We start from the raw sequence: 16255 nt of genomic DNA on the forward strand, positions 1-16255 counted from the left end.
CGTGGTGCGGCAAGCGAGGGCGATGCCGCGGGAAACCTACCAGTCGGCGTTTCCCTGATCGCCAGGATGCATGGTCGCCTCCATCTGACGGGCGGGGCCGCGGGAGGTCGGTGGTCTCGCCCGTCAGATGGAGCAAGTCAGCCGTTCAGGAAGTCCAGCAGGTCGGAGTTGAACTTCTCTTTGTCGCCAGGCACCAGCGCGATGCCGTGCGAGCCGCCCTGGTACACCTTGTACACGCAGTCAGGGATGATCTTGGCGGACTTGTCGGCAGACGCCGCGATCGGCACGACCTGGTCGTCGTCGCCGTGAACGATCAGGGTGGGGATGTCGAACTTCTTCAGGTCGGCGGTGAAGTCGGTGGCGGAGAAGGCGTCCACGCACGCCACGCCGGCCTGGATGTTCTCGGCCATGGCCATCAGCCAGAAGGCGTCCTTATTGCCTTGAGTCACCTTGTTGCCTGGCCTGTTGGCGCCGAAGAAGCCGTCGGCGGTGTCGCGCCAGAACTGTGAGCGCTCGGCCAGGATGCCCTTCTTGATCTTGTCGAACACCTCCTGAGGCGTGCCCTCGGGGTTGTCGGGCGTCTTGAGCATGAGCGGCGGCACCGCCGACAGCAGCACCGCCTTGCTCAGGCGGGAGGTGCCGTGCCGGCCGACGTAGCGGGCCAGTTCCCCGCCGCCCATGGAGTGTGCCACCAGCGTGACGTCGCGCAGGTCGAGGGTGTTGATGAGATCGGCCAGGTCGTCGGCGAAGGTGTCGAAGTCATAGCCGTCGTAGGGCTGGCTCGAGCGACCGTGCCCGCGCCGGTCGTGCGCGATCGCCTTGAACCCGTTGTCGACGACCATCTTCATCTGGTCGTGCCAGGCGTCGGCGTTCAGCGGCCAGCCGTGGATGAAGATCACCGGCGGGCCGCTGCCCCAGTCGTAGAAGAAGATCTGCTCGTTGTCACGGGTGGTGATGTATGGCACCGTGAACCCCTCTCGAGGGTCGATGGCTGGTGTCGATGGAACCCGCGCGCGCGGGCGGGCCCGACCGCCGCATCGGTGGAACATGACGGCGGGCGGGCCCGCGAACGTATCGCCCATGGCGGTAGTTACCGCAGTTCGTCGTTTGGATAGGGCCAAGGCCGGGTTCGGGTCTCTTTGCAGGACCGCCCGCGCTCCGTTTCCGGACTCCGGTGTTTGATCACCTCGCCGGTGACCTTCGCCGGTGGCCAGGGTGAGGCCGCGTCGTGGACGCATGAGGCTGAGCGGCGGGTCATGAGCCTGCTCAGGCGGGGAAGGCGGCCACGTCCCGGTCGTAATGGCGGTGTTGCAGGATGGCGGCGATGAACTGCCCGGTGAAGCCGTTCGCCGCCGTGGAGTCGACGACGCCCTGGCGTCCGGGCAGGGCGGCGGCCTCCAGCAGCGGTACGCCGTCCGGCAGCACGCCGATGGCTTTGCCGTGCTTGAACGCCTCGCGGACGAACTGCACGGCCTGCCCGTTGCCGGTCAGCTCCTCGCCGCCGGTGCACAGCACCGCGTCGTACAGCACCGAGGAGGCCGCGCTGACCTGCTTGTCCACTGCCAGCGATCCGGCCATCCCCTCGTGCGGCGCGATCACATCGCAGACCGCCTTGCCGCTCTCCAATTCCTGCATCACCGGATGCAGGGCGCCGGCGTCGGTCTGGTCACTCACCAAGATCGCGATCTTGCGGGTGGCCAGGCTGGTGGGCTGGCCGGCCTGGCTGAGCGCCGGGGAGCACTTGCCGTGGTTGCTGCCCTTCGGAGCCGGGGCGGGCAGGCCGAGCCCGGCGGCCACATGCCCGGCCAGCCCGGTGTCCACGTTGGCCAGTCGTTCGACCACCTGCTCCTTGATGTAGCGGCGCTGCACGTGGCCCAGCTCGAACAGGAACGCCTTGATGATGTGGTGCTGCTCCCAGTCCGACATGCTGTTCCAGAACAGGGTGGCCTGGCTGTAGTGGTCGGCGAAGCTGGGGCTGCGCCGGCGGATCTTCTCGCCCTCGACCCGCTCGGTGTAGTGCCTGAAGACGCCGGTCATGTCACCGGCCAGCACTCCGGTCGCGGGACAGCCGCCGCTGATGGAGTTCTTGGAATAGCTGGTGTGGCTCGTATGGACCATGTGCTGGTGGAAGCCGTCGCGGTTGTCGTTGTGCACTGGCGCGAGCGGGCGGTTGATCGGGATCTGCTGGAAGTTCGGGCCGCCCAGCCTGAGCAGCTGGGTGTCGAGGTAGGAGAAGTTGCGGCCCTGCAGCAGCGGGTCGTTGGTGAAGTCGATGCCGGGCACCACGTTGGCGGTGCAGAAGGCGATCTGCTCGGTCTCGGCGAAGAAGTTGTCCGGATTGCGGTTGAGCGTCATCTTGCCCACCGTCCGCAGGGGCACCTCCTCCTCCGGGATGATCTTCGTGGGGTCGAGCAGGTCGAAGTCGAACTTGTGCTCGTCCTCCTCCGGCACCAGTTGCAGGCCCAGCTCCCACTCCGGGTACTGGCCGGCCTCGATCGCATCCCACAGATCGCGCCGGTTGAAGTCGGGGTCGTTGCCCTGGATGCGCAGCACCTCATCCCAGACCAGCGAGTGGGTGCCGAGCGCCGGCCGCCAGTGGAACTTCACGAACGTGCCCCGCCCTGCGGCGTTGACCAGCCGGAAGGTGTGCACACCGAACCCTTGCATCATGCGAAAGCTGCGCGGGATCGCCCGATCCGACATCAGCCACATGACCGTGTGCATCGTCTCCGGTTGCAACTGCACGAAGTCCCACAACGTGTCGTGCGCCGACTGCGCCTGCGGGATCTCGTTGTGCGGCTCGGGCTTGACCGAGTGCACGAAATCGGCGAACTTGATCGCGTCCTGCACGAAGAACACCGGGAAGTTGTTGCCCACCAGGTCGTAGTTGCCCTGCCGGGTGAAGAACTTGGTCGCGAAACCGCGTACGTCCCGCACCGTGTCGGCCGACCCGCGGGAGCCCGCCACCGTGGAGAAGCGCACGAACACGGGTGTGAGCAGCGCCGGATCGCACAGGAAGTCGGCGCAGGTGTACTCGGCCAGCGACTCATACACCTGGAACACCCCGTGCGCCCCCGAGCCGCGCGCGTGCACCACCCGCTCCGGGATGCGCTCGTGGTCGAAGCGCGTCACCTTCTCCCGGAAGTGGAAGTCCTCCAGGATCGTCGGGCCGCGCTCACCGATCGACAGCGAGTTGTCGGTGTCGTCGACGCGCACGCCCTGGTCGGTGGTGTAGCGCGTGTTGGCGGAATCCACCCGGTACTGGTCGAGCTGCTGCTGCTTGTGGCTGTTGCTGTGCGCCATGAGTCCCCCGTGATCGCTGTTCGGTCGACCGGGGGGCCACGGCCATTCGTACCCGCGCTCATGCCTTCTCCAACCGTGGCACGCCTGCCTCCGAACGGGACCAGGGGCGCGACCGCGACCGGGGCGTGCTCCCGCTCAGATGCGCGTTCTGGCGCCGGTGGCCAGGACGCGCCCGACGAGGATGTCGGTGAACCCGTCCGGCTGCTCGAACAGCGACCGGTGCCCGGCGCCGGGCAGGACGGTGTGTTCCTTGTGCGGCGCTACGAGTGTGGCGTACCAGTCGTCCAGCAGCCGGCTGCGTTCCGGGACCTCGTCGGCGCCGTCGATGAAGTGGACGGGGACGGCGAGCCGCGGGACGCGCGTCCGCAGGTCGAGGTCGCGGGCCCGCGGGTAGTAGCGGTCGTAGGCGTCGAGGAAGCCGGTGACGAGGTGCACTTTGTCCAGCAAGGAGTATTCGGGCGCCGCCAGGCTCTCGTCGAGGCCGCCCTGTCCGTTCCCGGTCGCGTAGACCTTGCTCTCGGCGAGCAGCATCGGCTCGTAACCGTACATGCCGGCATAGGGCGGGGGCCCGACGGCCTCCAGCGCGGCGACGAGGTCGCGGTCACGGTGGCGGCGCGCCCAGGCGAGGGTGTCGGCGTACTGGACGCGGTCGGCGGCGCCGGTGTTCACTGCTTGACCGACGCCGACGTAGGCGTGGAACAGCTCGGGCCGCCGTTGCACGGCGAGCACCGCCGGCAGGGTGCCCCCGGAGTGCGCCAGGAGGTAGATCCGGTCCTTGCCGAATCGGGTTCTGAGGTAGTCCGCGGCGGCGAGGATGTCGCCGGTCTCGCTCGCCGGGGTCAGCGTGGCGGTGGGTTCGAGCGCCGGGTAGGAGCTGCCGCCGCCGCGGCGGTCGAGGGTGGCGACGACGGCGTGGTCCTCCAGCGCGGACAGATGCCTGCGCACCGCTCCGCGTTCGGCCGCGCCGGGCGCGCCGGGGACGAACAACAGGACCGGCTTGGCCGTGTCCCGGCCGCGGATCATCAGTCCGAGCCGGTGGGAGCCGCTCGGGACGGTCGTCAGCTCGGCGACGGCACGCTCACCGGCGATCGGGGCGGTGCTCGCGGGCAGCGCGACGCCGATCGCCGGCGCGGCGACGATCACCGCGAGCACGCCGATCAGCGTCCGGCCGAGCAGGCGCCGGACGCGGCCCGCTCCCGACCCTGATCGGGCCAGGCCGGTTCCCTGTCCTGATCTGGCCAGGCCGGTTCCCCAGGCGGCGCCGACGAGCATCGGAAGCAACGCGAGCAGCCCGTGCACGCCCCGCCCGGCGAGGAACGCGAGCACTCCGAACAGCCCGCCCTGAGGCGCGTCGACGCTCGGCCCTTCCGCGCCGGTCCGGACGATCTCGAAGACCAGGGCGAACACCGCCGGCGCCGCGATCATCGCCCATCGCGACCTGGCGAGGTATCCGGCGACCCCGCCCACCACCAGGCTGAGCCCGATGCTGGTCAACGCCGCTGCCGGGGTCAGCGGCCCGCGCGGCGTACTCACCCCCGCGACCGCTCCCCACACCAGCGGTGCGAGTACGGGCGCAATCCTGTTCACGATCATCGCCACCCCCTTTGGATGTAGCAGTCGCTACATGCATACGAATGTAGCATGCGCTACATTCGTGGGCGGGACTGCTACGGTCGAGCCATGGATCGTCGTGCCGAGCTGGCCGAGCAAGTGCTGGACTACGTGCTCGAACACGGTCTGATCGGGTTGTCGCTGCGTCCGCTGGCCACCGCCCTGAACACCAGCGACCGCATGCTGATCTACCACTTCGGCAGCAAGGAACGGCTCGTCGGCGCCGCCCTCGCGCTCGCGCAGCAGCGGCTGGCCGCGGCGGCCGAACCTCCCGGCGAGGCGGTGCGCAGCGTCGCCGACCTCGTCAGGCATCTGTGGTCCAGCCTCGCGCACCCGAGCGGCACGCAGGCCACCCGGCTCTATCTCGACCTTTCCGTCCTCGCCGCCAAGGAACCCGAACGCTGGAGGGCCGCCGTCGAACAACTGCGCGGGCCGTGGCGCGAGCCGCTGCGGAGCGGCCTTCTCGCCCTGGGGGTCGCGGCGGGCGAGGCGGAGCCGCTCGCCGACCTCATCCTCGCCACACTCGACGGCCTGGCGCTCGACCGCATGGTCGCCGCGGACCCGGCGCGCGCCGACAACGCGGCGGCGGCCTTCGCCGACCTCCTCGACCGTCACCCCGGCCGACCACCGGAAACCCGGCCGGCAGCGCAGTGACGGACTTCGGGATCAATGGGCGCGCTGGAGGTGCGTACCGGCACGCGCCGTCCCGAACCCGGTAGCCGTTCGTTCTCGGCCCGCATACGTCCGGCCGCATGTCTGACGAGTGCTTCGGGCATCCACGACTCGCCGCGATCCACGATCCGCTCGACCCCGACCGCCGTGACCTCGACGCCTACCTCCGGATGGCGGAGGAGTTCAAGGCGCGCCGAGTGCTGGACATCGGCTGCGGCACCGGGGTGTTCGCGCTGCTTCTGGCCGATCACGGCGAACGTCGCCCAGGCCGTCCCGGGCGACGGTACGCACTTGCCCAAAGCGCGACCGACCGGGCGCCGTCCTCGGGTATCCCGCGAAATCGATCTTGTCAAGAGTTGATCATTTAAGGCCCGTACCATACTTTTTCGTTCATCCGACCCTGACGGGAGCGACGGATGAATCTGAATGCGGCAGTTGCGACCGGAGCCGCTGCTCAGGCCGTACTCATCGTGGTTTTCCTGATAGCGACACTGTCAAAGACCATAACCCACCGCGAACTCGGCCGGACCATCGCACAACTCGGTCCGGCGGCTCTGGGAAGGCATGCCGCGATCGCGGTGATCGGCGTCGAGATGCTGGCCGTGATCGGCCTGACGGTGGCGCCGTCCGCCTTGTGGCCCCGCGCGCTCATCGTGCTGCTGGCGCTGGCGTTCGCCGGCGCCGGGATCCGCGCGCTGAGCCGTGGCGAGAAGATCAAGTGCGGTTGTTTCGGGAACGGCGGCGCGGTGCTCGGCTGGCGCCAGGTGCTGTACCTCCCGCTGTGGCTGGCGCTTGTCGTGCTGGCCGAGGCGAACCCGCCGACCTGGACCGGGCAGGAGGGCCTGCTCGGCCTGGCCGTGGCGCTGCTGGCCATGGTCGCCTGGAAGCTGAGGGCCGAACTGCGCCTGTTGCGCCCGCTGCGGGAGGACCGGATGGTGCTTCCCGACCCCACCCAACCCGAAGCGGAGGTGCACGCCGCATGACGACGGTGCTGCTCATCGTGATCTGCCTGCTGGCCGTGGTGCTGTTCGTCCAGATCGGCGCGCAGGTGGAACTCTTCCAGCAGGTCAAGCAGATCCGGGGCTACCTCGACATGGAGGACAAGCCCACCCCGGTGGAGCTGGGAACCCTGGAGGGTGCCCCGCCGAGCCGCTTCGGCCTGCCGGCGGCCCTCGACGAGGCCGAGCGGGCCATGGTGCTGTTCCTGTCCAACAAGTGCGAGACCTGCCACAACCTGGCGTCGGCGCTGCGTGGGGGAGCGGTGCCGCCATCGATGTGGGTCGTGGTCGTCCCGGTGTCCGGGGACGGCAACGAGTTCATCGCCGAGTTCGGGCTGTACGGCGAGCGGGTGGTCCTCGACGAGGACGAGAGCATCGTCGGCAGCATCGGGCTCGACATCACACCCGTCGCACTCCACGTCACCGAGGGGAAGCTGACACGGGCCCACACGGTGCCGACGGTCAGGCAGATGTACGCGGCCGCCCCTGTTCCCTACAAGCACAACCTGGCCGGCAAGCCCTCCGTACGGCACTGATCCGATTTCACCCCACGGCCAGAGAGGCCAACATGGATCACCTCCACAAAATGTCGGAAGGACCGGACGCGTCGAACCGGCGAGGATTCCTCGGCTGGATGGGCAGGGTCGGCGTCGCGGCGATCGGCGCGGTCGCGGGCGCGACCGTGATGACCAAGCCGGCGGCGGCGGCGAACTGGCGTTGCTGCAACCTCGCCCTCCCCAACACGTTCTGCAAGACCAACAGCAGCGGACAGTACGTCTGCCCGTCCGGCTACAGCATGAAGGTGTGGCAGTGCTGTAGCGGCTCGGCGCCGTACCAGCGGAAGTACGCCTGCGGTGAGTGCACGAAGGGCGCCGACTGCGGTACGGGCCCGTTCATCTGCTCGGCCGGCTGGACCGTCAACGCCAACGGCTGCTGACAGCGACCGGGTGGCCGGTCCGGCGCGATGGCCGCGGCCGGCCACTCCGGATGGAGGATGTCGTGTCCCTTGACACCTGGCTGACCTTCGCGCTGCTCCTGCTCATCGCGAGCGCGGGCTTCGCGCAGTTGTTCAGCTTTTGAGGTCTTTCCTTCGTCGGATACCTCCGCCCCCTGGTCCAGGGGAGAGTTCCCGGGGAGAAGCCCATGTACCGGCCGATCCTCATGCTCATGCTCGGCTTCAGCCTCTCCGCGCTGCTCGCGTACGGGCTGGTGCACCTGCTCGGCTCCGGCCTGTTCGGCGGGATGCCCGGGACGGGCGCCAAGCTCGCCGCGGCGACGGTGATGCTCGCCTGCCTGGTCATCGACTCCGGCCTGTTCGGGCTGCGCACGCCCATGTGGCGGCGCCAGACTCCGCAGCAGCATTTCTACCGGTTCGGCCCGGCCAGGGGAGCGCTCCTGTGGGGGCTGGACACCGGCCTGGTCCTGACCACGTTCAGGGTCACCTCGCTCACCTGGGCGGCGCTCGGCGTCACGCTGTTCGGCCTGGTGCCGTGGTGGGCGGGTCTCGCCTACGCGATCGGCTTCACCTGGCCGGGTTTCGCGCTGGTCGCGATCGTGCCGTCGTCGAAGGACCTGGTGGAGATCCCTGAGCCGATGTGGCTGATCGACTGGCTCATGGAGAAGGAGAAGCCGGTCAGGCGGCTGATGCTGGGCCTGCTCACGGTCGTGTTCGCCGGCGTCGTCGCTTCGTCGTTCCTGGGCTGACGCGCCGCCCGCCGCTCGCGCGGGCGGCGCGTCGAAGGTCAGCAGGCGCCGTTGAAGAAGGAGATCTCACGCCGGACGACGGGCTCGCCCGGCACCCGGAACTCCAGCGGGACGCACGCGGGCTCCTTCACGTAGAAGCCGCCCACGAACATCGTGTCGTGGTCGGAGCACGCGGTGAAGGACACCGAGTGATCGGCCTCGGCCGGGGTGCGGGCGTTCCTGGACGGCTCGGAGTAGAGCAGGCCCGCGCTGTCGTGGAACTTCGCCGGGATGGACACCGTGATCGTCTTGCCCTTCCTGACCAGCGCGCCGACCTTGAACCTGTGGTCGCTTCCGTACTGCTCGGCCCGCGCGTCGCCCCACGCGAGCAGCCCGGGGATGAGCAACGGCCCCACCACGAGGTCGTCCGGCTCGGCCGTGCGGCTCGCCGTCTTCTCTCCCGGGAACTCGCCGTTGCGGTTCGCGCAGTTCAGCACCCGCGGATTCGCCAGGCTTCCCGGCCGGCCGGACGACTGCGCCGCCGTTCCCGCGTCGGCCTCCCCGGTGGCACAAGCGGTCAAGGACGGCAGCAGCGCCACCAGCGCCGCCCAGATCGATCCCCTGCGTACACCTTTGAAGATCATTATCCAGTTGTACACCTCGCCGCCGGAGGTGGCCAGACGTCAGTGGATCACCACAGCGCGGTGCGCCGTGGTCGCCGTCCGCGAGCATGTGGCCCGGCGTGAGAAAGATCTTCAGTCGGAGCCCCCGAGCGGGTTAAGATCACCAGCGGAGGCGTCCGGGTGCCTGGTGGCCCTCTCGGTCTTCAAAACCGATGGCGCCGAGCATCTCGGCGCGGCGGGTTCGATTCCCGTCCGCCTCCGCCAGACCTCACCCCTGGAGTCCTGCTGAGCATCGACGCGTTACTGGCTCGGGCACGTGCCGGGCTGCGCCGCCTGCCGCCTGCCGAGGCTCTCGCCGCGGCGAGTCGTGGTGACGCCTACATCGTGGACACCCGGCCGGAATTCCAGCGGCGCAGCGGCGGCGAGGTGCCCGGCGCCATCGTGATCGAACGCAACCATCTGGAGTGGCGGCTCGATCCCCGATGCGCCGCGCGGATCCCCGAGGCCACCTCGGCGCACATCCGCTGGATCGTCCTGTGCGACGAGGGATACTCCTCCAGCCTGGCCGCCTCGGCCCTCAGGCAGATCGGGCTGGCGAACGCCACCGACGTGATCGGCGGCTTCCAGGCGTGGATCGCGGACGGGCTGAGGGTGAGCCGCCCCGCCGTCCTCACCCGGCCGCGCGGTCCGGGCGAACCGGGCACGGACACGAGGCTGACGGCCGCCGAGCGCGCATGTGGGTGATCGCCACCGCCGGGCACGTGGACCACGGCAAGTCGGCCCTGGTCCGCGCGCTCACCGGGATGGACCCTGACCGCTGGGCCGAGGAACGACGCCGGGGCATGACGATCGACCTCGGCTTCGCCTGGACCACGCTCGGCTCCGGCCGGCAGTTGGCGTTGGTCGACGTTCCCGGGCACGAGCGGTTCGTCACCAACATGCTCGCCGGCGTCGGCCCCTGCCCCGCGGTCATGTTCGTGGTGGCGGCGGACGAGGGGTGGCGGGCCCAGTCCGCCGAGCACCTGGCCGCCCTGCACGCCCTGGACGTGCGGCACGGCCTGCTCGTGGTCACCCGCACCGACCTCGCCGATCCCGGACCGGCGCTGGAGGAGGCCCGCCTCCACCTGGAGGGGACGAGCCTGTCGGGGATCGACGCCGTCTCCGTCAGCGCCCGGACCGGGCAGGGCCTGCCCGAGTTGTCCGCCGCGCTCGACCGGCTCGCGGCCGGCCTCCCGGAACCGCGCCGGGACGGCCCGGTGCGGTTGTGGATCGACCGGGCGTTCACCGTCACCGGGGCCGGAACCGTCGTCACCGGCACGCTCACGCACGGCACGCTGCGGGTGGGCGACGAACTGCTCGCCGGGCCGGACCGGCTCCAGGTCCGCGGCCTTCAGACGCTCAACCAGCGGCGGGACGCGGTGTCGGCGACGGCCCGCGTCGCCGTCAACGTCAGGGGCGCCGATCGCGACTCGCTGCCCCGGGGCACCCCGCTGCTGACCCCGGACGCCTGGATCACCACCCGGACGGCGGACGTGCGCCTGGAGCCCGGCGCGGACGTCGGCCGGGAACTCGTCTTCCACCTGGGCTCCGCCGCCGTCCCGGTCCGGCTGCGCCCTCTCGGCGCGGGCACGGCCCGTCTCACCCTGGCCCGGCCCCTGCCGCTCAGGGCCGGGGACCACGGCCTGCTCCGCGATCCGGGCCGCCGGATGATCGTGGCGGGGGTGCGCGTCCTCGACGTACGGCCGGCGCCCCTGCGACGACGGGGAGCCGCGGCGGTCAGGGGAGCCGCGCTCGCCGGCGTGACCGTGCCCACCGCCGCCGACCTGCTGCGCTGGCACGGACTGCTGAGCCGGGCCGAGCTGACCGCGATGGGCGCCGCCCCCGATGGGCCGCCGGTGACAGGCGACTGGTTCGCCGACCCCGGCCACTGGTCCGAGCTGCGGCGCCGCCTGACGGAGCAGGTGTCGCAGCGCGACCAGGGGATCACGGTGGAGGCCGCCGCCCGGCTGCTCGGCCTGCCCGACCGGCGGCTGGCGCGGGCGCTGGTCGCCGAGCCGTTGACGGTCAGAGCAGGAGTGATCATCGATGGCGACCGGGCGCGGGCGCCGATGCCGCCGCAGGTCGAGAAGGCCGTCGCCCGGCTGCGGAGCGACCTCGCCGGCCGTCCCTTCGACGCCCCCACCGCCGAGCGCCTGACCGAGCTGCAACTGACCGGCGCCGCCCTCGGCGCGGCCATGCGTGCGGCGGCGCTGCTGCACATCGGGCGGAACGTCGTCCTCCTGCCGGACGCGCCGGAGCTGGCGGTCGCCGTGCTGAGCACGCTGCCCGCGCCCTTCACCGTCAGCCAGGCCCGCACGGCCCTGGGCACGAGCCGCCGCGTCGCCGTACCGCTCCTGGAGTACCTCGACGCCCGGGGCCACACCCGTCGGGTCGACAACGACTCCCGAATCTGCGTCCCGCCCGTGGGGCGCTGACGCACCCGTGCACCTGCGGGCCCGCGGGTCAGCGGAGGGCGGCCTCGTGTACCAGGGTCGCCGCCTGCACCCGGTTGGCGAGGCGCGGTCTGGCCGGCGCGCGGCTGACGTGTGCCTTGACGGTCGTCTCGGTCATGGACAGCTCGCGGCCGATCTGCCGATTGGACAAGCCACGGGCGACGGCGACGACGGAGACCAAGGGCTGGGACAAGGTGGTCGAGGTCGGCTACTACAGCCCGGGCGGCCAGATCGTGCTCAACGACAGCCTCAGCGGCACCGAACTGCCCAACCTCGCCCTCGACGGGCGCAAGGGGCACTACCGCATCCGCGTGCACTACGCCTGGTTCCCCTGCAAGGGCGACAGGGAGATCGTTCACCGGAACCGGAAGTTGACCTGATCCTCCTTCGGCGCCGACGGCGCTGCGGGCGTTGCCGCAGGTGATCGGCTCAGGAACGGGCGGGCCCATCGGATCCCGGCTCCGCCATGAGATCACCTGCCCCGCGGACCCTCGGTATCCGCGAGGGGCGGCCCGGGGGTGACCGCCTGGCGGAAGGTGAACAGCTGCTCGGGATCGAAGGCGGCCTTGACGCGCTGCATCCTGGGGTAGTTCCCGCCGTGGTAGGCCGCCGCCCATTCGGTGAGTTCGGGATCCATGCCGTTGGTGTAGCCGCCGGTTCCCAGGTGCGGCCGCATGGCGGCGTGGACGTCGCGTAGCCACTGGAGCCTGCGGCCGATGTGCGCGCGGTCGGTGAACTGGTGCCAGTAGGAGTGGTACTGCACGACGCCGACCGCGGCCCGGTGCGGGAAGGCGGTGGCATCCGACGGGCGATCGCCGACCGCGCCGCCGAGGGCGTCGATGAGCAGGCCGCTCGCCCCGCCCACACCGGGCAACCGGTGCAGCCGCTCAAGAGCCGCGGCCATCTCGGCCGCCGATGCCGGGGTCATCGGTTCGCGCACGATGTGGGACTTGGCCGCGAAGGCGACGCGGGGTCCCCAGGTGCCGCCGCCCCAGCGGTCCGCTTCGGAGGCGGCCCGGAGATAGTCGCAGGGGACGAGCACGCGGCCGGTTTCGGGCTCGCCCACTGCGGCGGTCAGCCGGTCCAGCATCGGTCCGAGGTCGCCGGGGGCGCCCATGAAGGTCCCGGTCACCGTCGGCGCCGAGGGCATGCCCGAGTCGCTGAGCTGCTCGAAGCAGCAGCACACCGCACGCGGCGTCGCCGGGTCGGCGTTCCAGGCCGTCCAGCCCTGGATCACGGCCGCGACCGCGGTGACGGGCAAGTGAGGGCTTCGAGGCGCTGCGGCAGTGCGCCGCGGACCGCGTCCGTGCCAGCATGATCGATCATGTCGGGATACGAGACGAGTGACGCGACCCTGGCCGCCATCGCCGGCCTGTTCGGGACCACCGCCGAGCACATACGGCCCCTCCCGCAAGGGGTGGCCAACCATGTCCTCCTGCTCGGCGACGACCTGGTCCTGCGCATCCCGCGGACCGAGCAGTTCCTTCCGGACCTGGTCAAGGAGGCCGTGGTCATCCCGTACGCCCGGCGCGCCGGCGTACGCACCCCGGAGATCGTCGCCTTCGACGACACCTGCTCGGTGGTGGACGTCCCCTACATGGTGCTCACCCGGACGCGCGGAACGGACCTCGCAAGCCTTGACCTGCCCGACGCGGACACCGAACGGATCTACCAGCAAGCCGGGCGGGAGCTGGGCAAACTCCATCGGCTCACTCCGGACACCGCACCCGCCCCTGCCGGCGTCCCCACGGACGACGGCAACGCGGACCCCTGGGCACTCACCGACCGCCTCCTCAAGGACGGCTGGATCGACGCCGAGACCGCCCGCTGGCTCACCGGATGGTTCGACCGGCTCTCACCGCATCTCCCCACGAGCCCGCCTTCGGTCCTGATCCACGGCGACATCGCTCCCCAGAACCTGCTCATCTCCCCGCAGACGGCCCAGCTCAACGGGATCGTGGACTGGGGCGACGCCGCATGGGCCGACCCCGCCGCCGACTTCGCCAAGGTGCCCCTGACCGGCATCCCGGCCATGCTCGCCGGCTATCGGCAGGAAGCCGGCATCCCCACGGGCCCGCCGACCTGGGAAGCTCGCGTGCTGTGGTTCCACCTCACCTGGGCGCTGGGACGCCTGGAGGACCCCGTCCCGCGCCCGGGCGCACGCCACTGGACCGCACCTCCGGCCAGCCGACTCCTCAGCCTGCTCCGCTTCTTCACCTCAGCCCCACCCACTCCTTGGGCCGATCTGTCCTGATGGCTCCGTACGTCGAGCGCTACGCGAACTCCTGTCCCCGCCGAACCCGCAGGCACGGCAGAAGCCCCCCGCCCCTGCTCGCCACGGATTCCATCCTGACGGGTGGTGCCGGGCTCACCCCTTCGGGTGAGGCCGGGCCGATTCCTCCGCCCTAGCTTCGACATCGTGCGTTCCCAACGTCTCATACCTCTCAGCGTCGTCATGCTCGTCGGCTGGACAGCCCCGGCCGACGCCGGCGCCGCTGCTGGATCCTCGCGCCCGGACGAAACGAGGTCAGCATGACTGCCTCCTCCGCGCGCTCCCGTTCTGGCAGATCAACCGCCATCGATGTCACGTGGTTCTTCGCGATCGCCGTGCTGCTGTGTTTCGCGCTGTCCGTTCCGATGGTCTTCCGGCTCGTCCCGACGGACCTCTACAACCTGATCACTCCGATCATGCAGCAGTCCCCGCTGCTCGCAGCGATCATCATGTGGCTTGCCCGACGGCCCGGGACGTTCCGGGAGACGTTCGCCACCAGGTGGCGCGGCACACCCAAGTGGGCGGGCATCGGCATCGGCCTCATCGCCGCGATCGCCGCGATCCAGACCGCCATCGCACTGGCATCGGGGATCTGGCAGCTCAACCCCCTTGACCAGATCTTCGCGGCGACCATATGGATCGTTCCGGTCTTCCTCATGCAGTCGGTCTTCGCCGTCGGCGAGGAGTTCGGCTGGCGCGGCTGGCTGGCGACGCGCGCCGCGTCATGGGGATTCTGGCCGCTGGCCCTGGTCAGCGGTCTGGTCTGGATCGTCTGGCACCTGCCGGTCCTCGCCGTCATCGGTGATCGACCCCTCTGGGACATCGTCATCTACTTCGCGGGCATGCTGCCATGGGCGCCGCTGTTGCTCGCACTTCGCCGGCGGTCGGGGAGCGTCTGGCCCGCGGTCCTGACGCACGGAGCGATCAACAGCGTCCGGGTGTACCTGCTGCAATCCGTCCCCGACGCCACGGATCACCTGCTCATCGAGGTGATCGGCTGGGTGCTCACGCTCGCCGCCGCCGTGTGGCTGATGCGCCCGAGCCGGACGCGGCTCGTCCGCGATTCCCGCGAGGCAGGGCTGCTCGGGCAGGGTAGCGAAGAATCGTGAGGCGGTGATCTTGCGGCATCGAGGTCGCCTACGCCCAAGGCCGGGCGCGGCGAGCATCTGGTCGGAGAGTTGCGAGCCGGCACCCCGTTCGAGCTCGGTGTAGCACTCCACCGAGGCGCCGGCCAGAACGGAGACCTCGTCGCGACGCAGACCGGGGACGCGGCGCCGCGGGCCGGGCGCGAGCTCGACCTCCTCGGGGCGGATCCGCTCGCGTCGCGAACGCAGGAAGCCGCCGAGTTCGGCGTATCTCGTGTTCGACATGGGCACAGCTTTCCGGGGCGGCGCCGTCGGCGCCAGGGGATCTCGTCCCCACCTTGGGGAGCAACTGTCGCGGGCCCGCGCCGCGCCACAGGGTGGACGCCATGCACATCTCACTCACTGACTCCGGCGCATCGCCGGTCGCGGGAAAGACGGTCCTGATCACCGGTGGCACGAGCGGGATCGGCGCCGCGACCGCCCGGCTCCTGCTCGGGCGTGGCCACCGGGTCGCCGTCACCCGGCGCGCCCCCGGCCGGCTCAAGAGCTTCCTCGACGACGCCGGCCACGCGGACCGCGTCCTCGGTCCGTCCAATCGGCCGGCCCGTCTGACTCAGGCGGGCAGCGTGCTCACCGGCGAACCCGGAACCCGGAACCCGGGGTGAGGAATACGACGCTGGTTGACAGGGCGGCAGGGGCTACTGCGGTGGGTGGAGCCGTACGTCCACCGGCTGATTGACGACAGTCAAGACCGCCCGTGGATACATTGGCGCACGAACGACGGCCCGCCGCATCGCGTACGGCGGGCCGGTCCCCCCGCCTCACCGGCCTGAACTCGCCTCGAAGCGGTTCCTCGACCGACCGTCAGGCAGATCCGGGCGAACGTGCCCGTCCCCCACCCGTGGCGATGGATGTCGCGCCCGCGCTCGCACGCCGAGGCGCGGCATCCAGCCCTCCGAAAGGTGACAACACGTGAAAGCAGTACGAGTCGCTTCCGCCCTGGTACTCGGCGTGGCCGCCGCCGCTCTTCTCGCCACGCCGCCCGCGCTGGCCCATTCGCCCCAGCCGTCGCCGACCCCGTCCCGCGAGCCGGCGACCGACGACGGCGACGTGATCATCTCGGAGGAGGTCCACGCGGCGGGACTGATCAACTACTCCTGCGGGCCCGACTACGACCCGTACGACTACTACCCCGCCAAGGGCGACAGGTCCCGGCTGGAGTACGTGGCCGGGACCTCCCGCGGCGGGGCGGGCCTCTACAGCGGTACGTGGAACTCCAGCATCTGGTGGGCCTGGGGCAGCGGCCTGCGATCGGGCGACAAGGTCTCGCTCGACTGGTCCGACACCGGCGGCTCGTCCTACCACGCCTGCCACAAGACGATCCCCAGCGGCGCGAGCAGCGGGACCACGGGCGGCGTCAACGAGGTGACCGGCCGCTACTTCAGGGCCTGCGTGAAGGGCGGCAGCAGCTGGAGGTGCACGCGATGGTGGCACGTCCAGGGCTCGTGAGCAGCCG

The 16255-nt window shown here is 70.5% G+C and carries 19 protein-coding genes and 1 tRNA gene; 14 read left to right on the plus strand and 6 right to left on the minus strand.

From position 1 onward, the window contains the following. Positions 1-137: 137 nt before the first annotated feature. From ACFYUV_RS34065 to ACFYUV_RS34075, 3 genes are all read right to left on the minus strand, one after another. Positions 138-965 carry an alpha/beta fold hydrolase gene (locus ACFYUV_RS34065; protein ID WP_387675853.1) on the minus strand — a complete coding sequence of 276 codons (828 nt, stop codon included), beginning with the start codon at positions 963-965 and terminating at the stop codon, positions 138-140. Between the two features lie 301 nt (positions 966-1266). Then, on the minus strand, positions 1267-3303 hold the full coding sequence (locus ACFYUV_RS34070) for a catalase (protein ID WP_387675856.1): 2037 nt from the start codon (positions 3301-3303) through the stop codon (positions 1267-1269). A gap of 135 nt (positions 3304-3438) precedes the next feature. Then, positions 3439-4890: an alpha/beta fold hydrolase gene (locus ACFYUV_RS34075; RefSeq protein ID WP_387675859.1), complete on the minus strand. Its 1452-nt coding sequence runs from the start codon at positions 4888-4890 to the stop codon at positions 3439-3441. Between the two features lie 93 nt (positions 4891-4983). On the opposite strand from ACFYUV_RS34075, the gene ACFYUV_RS34080 reads away from it, so the two are divergent. From ACFYUV_RS34080 to ACFYUV_RS34105, 6 genes are all read left to right on the plus strand, one after another. Beyond that, positions 4984-5568, plus strand: a complete 585-nt coding sequence (locus tag ACFYUV_RS34080; RefSeq protein WP_387675862.1) for a hypothetical protein — start codon at positions 4984-4986, stop codon at positions 5566-5568. Between the two features lie 98 nt (positions 5569-5666). Continuing rightward, a complete protein-coding gene (locus ACFYUV_RS34085; protein WP_387675864.1) occupies positions 5667-5954 on the plus strand; it encodes a hypothetical protein in 288 nt (95 codons plus the stop codon). Between the two features lie 48 nt (positions 5955-6002). Then, entirely contained in the window at positions 6003-6569 is a 567-nt protein-coding gene (locus ACFYUV_RS34090; RefSeq protein ID WP_358298064.1) for a MauE/DoxX family redox-associated membrane protein, read from the plus strand. Then, positions 6566-7120, plus strand: a complete 555-nt coding sequence (locus tag ACFYUV_RS34095) for a hypothetical protein (RefSeq protein WP_352354283.1) — start codon at positions 6566-6568, stop codon at positions 7118-7120. Before ACFYUV_RS34090 ends, ACFYUV_RS34095 begins: the two co-directional genes overlap by 4 nt. Positions 7121-7170: 50 nt before the next feature. Further along, the gene (locus tag ACFYUV_RS34100) at positions 7171-7521 is read left to right on the plus strand and encodes a hypothetical protein (RefSeq protein WP_387675868.1); all 351 of its coding nucleotides are present in this window, start codon (positions 7171-7173) and stop codon (positions 7519-7521) included. 206 nt (positions 7522-7727) lie between these two features. Continuing rightward, positions 7728-8288 (plus strand): hypothetical protein, encoded by a 561-nt coding sequence (locus tag ACFYUV_RS34105; RefSeq protein ID WP_358298058.1) that lies wholly within the window; start codon positions 7728-7730, stop codon positions 8286-8288. Positions 8289-8326: 38 nt separating this feature from the next. Here ACFYUV_RS34105 and ACFYUV_RS34110 read toward each other — a convergent pair whose 3' ends face one another. Continuing rightward, positions 8327-8911: a hypothetical protein gene (locus tag ACFYUV_RS34110; protein WP_358298056.1), complete on the minus strand. Its 585-nt coding sequence runs from the start codon at positions 8909-8911 to the stop codon at positions 8327-8329. 147 nt (positions 8912-9058) lie between these two features. On the opposite strand from ACFYUV_RS34110, the gene ACFYUV_RS34115 reads away from it, so the two are divergent. From ACFYUV_RS34115 to selB, 3 genes are all read left to right on the plus strand, one after another. Further along, a tRNA-Sec gene (locus tag ACFYUV_RS34115) sits at positions 9059-9154 on the plus strand. Positions 9155-9223: 69 nt separating this feature from the next. After that, positions 9224-9634 (plus strand): rhodanese-like domain-containing protein, encoded by a 411-nt coding sequence (locus tag ACFYUV_RS34120; RefSeq protein WP_387676619.1) that lies wholly within the window; start codon positions 9224-9226, stop codon positions 9632-9634. Then, positions 9625-11364 (plus strand): selenocysteine-specific translation elongation factor, encoded by a 1740-nt coding sequence (selB, locus tag ACFYUV_RS34125; RefSeq protein WP_387675872.1) that lies wholly within the window; start codon positions 9625-9627, stop codon positions 11362-11364. The genes ACFYUV_RS34120 and selB overlap by 10 nt, the downstream gene beginning before the upstream one ends. 28 nt (positions 11365-11392) lie before the next feature. On the opposite strand, the gene ACFYUV_RS34130 is transcribed toward selB, so the two are convergent. Then, on the minus strand, positions 11393-11500 hold the full coding sequence (locus tag ACFYUV_RS34130; protein ID WP_387676622.1) for a hypothetical protein: 108 nt from the start codon (positions 11498-11500) through the stop codon (positions 11393-11395). Between the two features lie 25 nt (positions 11501-11525). On the opposite strand from ACFYUV_RS34130, the gene ACFYUV_RS34135 reads away from it, so the two are divergent. Beyond that, a complete protein-coding gene (locus tag ACFYUV_RS34135; protein WP_387675874.1) occupies positions 11526-11762 on the plus strand; it encodes a hypothetical protein in 237 nt (78 codons plus the stop codon). 92 nt (positions 11763-11854) lie between these two features. Here ACFYUV_RS34135 and ACFYUV_RS34140 read toward each other — a convergent pair whose 3' ends face one another. Beyond that, positions 11855-12643: a BBE domain-containing protein gene (locus ACFYUV_RS34140; protein ID WP_387675877.1), complete on the minus strand. Its 789-nt coding sequence runs from the start codon at positions 12641-12643 to the stop codon at positions 11855-11857. 63 nt (positions 12644-12706) lie between these two features. Between ACFYUV_RS34140 and ACFYUV_RS34145 the strand changes: the two genes are divergently transcribed. From ACFYUV_RS34145 to ACFYUV_RS34160, 4 genes are all read left to right on the plus strand, one after another. Next, complete coding sequence (locus ACFYUV_RS34145) at positions 12707-13636, plus strand: phosphotransferase family protein (RefSeq protein ID WP_387675879.1); 930 nt, start codon at positions 12707-12709, stop codon at positions 13634-13636. Positions 13637-13914: 278 nt separating this feature from the next. Continuing rightward, positions 13915-14763: a CPBP family intramembrane glutamic endopeptidase gene (locus ACFYUV_RS34150; RefSeq protein ID WP_387675882.1), complete on the plus strand. Its 849-nt coding sequence runs from the start codon at positions 13915-13917 to the stop codon at positions 14761-14763. Between the two features lie 362 nt (positions 14764-15125). Further along, positions 15126-15404 (plus strand): SDR family NAD(P)-dependent oxidoreductase, encoded by a 279-nt coding sequence (locus tag ACFYUV_RS34155; protein ID WP_387675885.1) that lies wholly within the window; start codon positions 15126-15128, stop codon positions 15402-15404. Between the two features lie 307 nt (positions 15405-15711). Next, complete coding sequence (locus ACFYUV_RS34160; protein WP_387675887.1) at positions 15712-16248, plus strand: hypothetical protein; 537 nt, start codon at positions 15712-15714, stop codon at positions 16246-16248. Positions 16249-16255 lie beyond the last annotated feature (7 nt).

The sequence above is a fragment of the Nonomuraea sp. NPDC003560 genome, assembly GCF_042878785.1.
GTDB lineage: Bacteria > Actinomycetota > Actinomycetes > Streptosporangiales > Streptosporangiaceae > Nonomuraea.